We start from the raw sequence: 3,287 nt of genomic DNA, 5'->3' as shown, positions 1-3,287 counted from the left end.
ACCGGTCCCCGAACACCTACGAGAGCCTCTACATCGCTACGCTGGCATCCGCGGCGTAATCCACCACCCGTGTCCACGGACGGGGGTCAAGGCCCATCCTGATGGAGTGGGGCAACGCGTCACATTCGTCAACGGCCCGATCTACTGGCACCCGAATGCTGGCGCGCACCCGGTATTGAATCACTTCATGATGAAGTGGGGCGAGCATGGCTGGGAATCCGGTTGGCTCGGCTACCCGACCAGTGACGAGATAATTCTCCAGAACGGCCGTCGCCAGGAATTCCAGTCGGGAGCCGCGATCTACTGGAGCCCGCTGTCCCTCGGCATCGTCGGCGGAGCGATCCGAGACAAGTACAACGCCCTCGGAGCAGAAACCGGTCCCCTCGGATACCCCAGCAGCGACGAGATCTGGGCAACCAGGCACAACGGCCGCTACAACAACTTCCTCAACGGCACCATCACCTGGTCCGGCCCCACCGGCGCCCATGCCTTGTACCTGCCGTTCCGTGAAAAATGGTGGTCGCTGAACGGAGACACCGGACCGCTCGGGTTTCCAGTGAACGACGAGCAGGCAACCCCGAATGGGCAAGGACGGTTCGCCCACTTCGAGGGCGGATCCCTCTATCAGAAAAACGGATCAAAGACCTTCATGGTCCGGGGCGAAATCCGAAACCAGTGGGAGAGCAGCGGATGGGAGGCTGGGCAGTACGGCTTCCCGGTAAGCGATGAATACCCGGTCGACGGGGGATTCGGACAGAACTTCGAGAACGGGACCGTCTACGCCCATCTCGGAGAACAACAGTCGGTTTTCGACGACCCAACAGGTCCGTGCCCCAGCGGAATCTGTACCGATGGCGTCACCGTACCGAACCCAAACACTGTCTTGCCTGGCGTAATGAGACAGAACGACGTAGTCATGCCCACGTGTGACGAAGTCGCTCGGATGCCGAGGGATCCGAACCCGAACGTCGTCATCCCCTGTCTCGAGACCTCTCCGGAAGCTCGGTCCGGGGATCAGGTGACGCCGCTGTCAGAACCCCAACCTCCCAACAGCGTCGTCGAGGCAGCATGCTGGGAAAACTACCCAAATTGGTACGAGAGGCGGCTCTACGCCTGCCGAGCAACCTCCGTCCGGTACGTCATCCACGAGCCGGGAGGCTCCCCTGTCGGGGCCCTCGATATGGACCTCGAGACCGAGGCCCGTACGTATTGGAACAGCAAGAACATCGATTTTCGCTACCGGTACATCGTGAAGAGCACCACCGGGGCAATGCAGTACGCCCAACTCAAAGCAGACGTCCGCTGCACCATCGGCACGTGCTCCCATAGTGGGAGCGAAATGAACTGGTGGGAAATGGCTCCTGGCACGACCTACTACAAGGAGTTCACAATGACCACTCCCACTCCTGTAGCAGGTGCTGTCGAGGCGGCAATCCCGATGATCGACCACAACTTCCGGCCGTCGTCTTCGTACAGTTGGGTGGAAATCCAGCATGTTCAGCCGGTCAACTTCCCGACGATCCGCTGTGATAACGACATGACTCCCGGCCGCATCGGATGTATCTATCCAGGGCAGACGCCGGTCCTCTACTACGGTCCGAGCCGCAATGAGTTGACCGGTCATATCGCAGCATCGCAGGCATCCGGAACCCCCGGATCCCTATCAGCAGCACCACTCCACAAGGGAACACGAGAATACGAGACCGAGAACCGTGACAACGCCTGCAGGAAGAATCCCCGCGTGCCTTCTCCAGTTCCCACAAACACCGACTGCGACGAATACCCGTTCGCCTCATCACTTGAGGGCGCGGCCGCTGGCGGCGTCGAGCGGACGTTTCCCGGCTGCCAGCTGCCCGCAGTGGCGCAGGGTGGCACGGGACCCGGGTACAGCATCTGCTTCATCAACCGAAACGACAACAGAGGAGGCGGAGTTGACTTGCGCTGGTTCTACCATTGGAACCGAGTGCTGATGAACGATCCGTTCCACGTCGATGCGAACGGCGGATCTCTCCCCACAGGATGATGAGTATCGGGGCCGGGAATGTGCCGGCCCCGATACTCGGGCCAGAATGGAGGTTGCAGTCATGATCGCATGGGATCTGACCGTCTTCTACCGCCGTGGTGACACCGGGGGCGGACAGGGACTGCACGGAATCAACAACTCTGATTCAATCGCGGAGGCAGCACGCGATGCAGTGCATGCCGCCCAGGAATGGGCGGAAAGAACCGGAAGCACCATCAAAACCATTCCCGGTCGCCTCCTAATAAACGGCCTGAAGGGACCGATCGATCTTCCCGGCCTTGACGGCTTCCTGCCATTGAACGAGGCCGTTGCCAGCGCCGAAGAAGCCTTGCGCAAGTGGGATGCACAACAGCAACAATCAGTAACCGAACGCGATACTGCCGCACTGCCCGAGCGGAAGAGCGCCGATAGAGACGGGTTAGAAGGACCACGCTACGACATCGTCGGAGGCCATCTAGCCGCGTTGTGGCAAGACCTCGCTTCCACCGGAGCCCTCGACGACACGACGACACCAGGCGCCACCGACAACGATCTCGCCGCCGCCGAGAACCACACCGGATACCGGTGGCCCGACGAGATCCGCGAGCTGTTCAGCCTCCACCCCGGAGGTATCGAGATCGTGCCGATGTTCCGGCTGCTCTCACTCAACGAAGCGATCACCACTTGGGACATGTGGATGCAGATCACCGACGATCTACGAGAGCGCTGGCCGGAGGGTTCCGTACCGGACGAGTCGGCGATTCGGACAGCGCCCGCTGGCACTCCGGCCGAAGTGTTTGTACCCGAGCTGATTCCCATCGCAGATGACGCCGCTGGTACGTCGCTGTGCGTCGACATCCGCACCGGCTCGCTGCACGGTTGTGTCGTCGAGTACTCCGCCACGGCGGGTGGTTCGCGCCCTCTGTGGTCCTCGGCTAGCGCCATGGTCGCGGATGTCGTCGACGCCATCCGGGTACGAGGCACATTTCATGATGACTGGACACCGACCACTTCGGGAACACTCGCCTGGCAAAGTCCCGACTGAGCCTCCGCGGTTGACGGGAATCAGATCGAACTCGATCGAGCAGAAGGATGGCGGATCCAGCAAGGGAGGAATGAGCGTTCCGACGTTGACGAGCTCCATTGTCTCGCCCATGATCCGTCAATCTGTAGCGGTGTGTCTCGCCAGTCGATAGTGCCCCGTGGAGTGGTGGACTTCGGATCGGCTCTGCAGTAGACGTAGTGATCAACGAGTCGTGCTGGATACTATGCTGTTTCGCTCGAG

2 protein-coding genes are annotated in these 3,287 nt (G+C 60.9%); both read left to right on the top strand.

The genetic code is table 11. The features are described 5' to 3' along the window. Positions 1-46 precede the first annotated feature (46 nt). Positions 47-2,023: a NucA/NucB deoxyribonuclease domain-containing protein gene (locus AC0B44_RS21165; protein WP_471904692.1), complete on the top strand. Its 1,977-nt coding sequence runs from the start codon at positions 47-49 to the stop codon at positions 2,021-2,023. 61 nt (positions 2,024-2,084) lie between these two features. After that, on the top strand, positions 2,085-3,047 hold the full coding sequence (locus AC0B44_RS21160; RefSeq protein ID WP_471904691.1) for an SMI1/KNR4 family protein: 963 nt from the start codon (positions 2,085-2,087) through the stop codon (positions 3,045-3,047). Positions 3,048-3,287 lie beyond the last annotated feature (240 nt).

It is taken from the genome of Rhodococcus sp. NPDC019050, assembly GCF_055664235.1.
The sequence above is the reverse complement of the archived record's forward strand: the minus strand, read 5'-3'. Positions and strand labels throughout refer to the sequence as shown.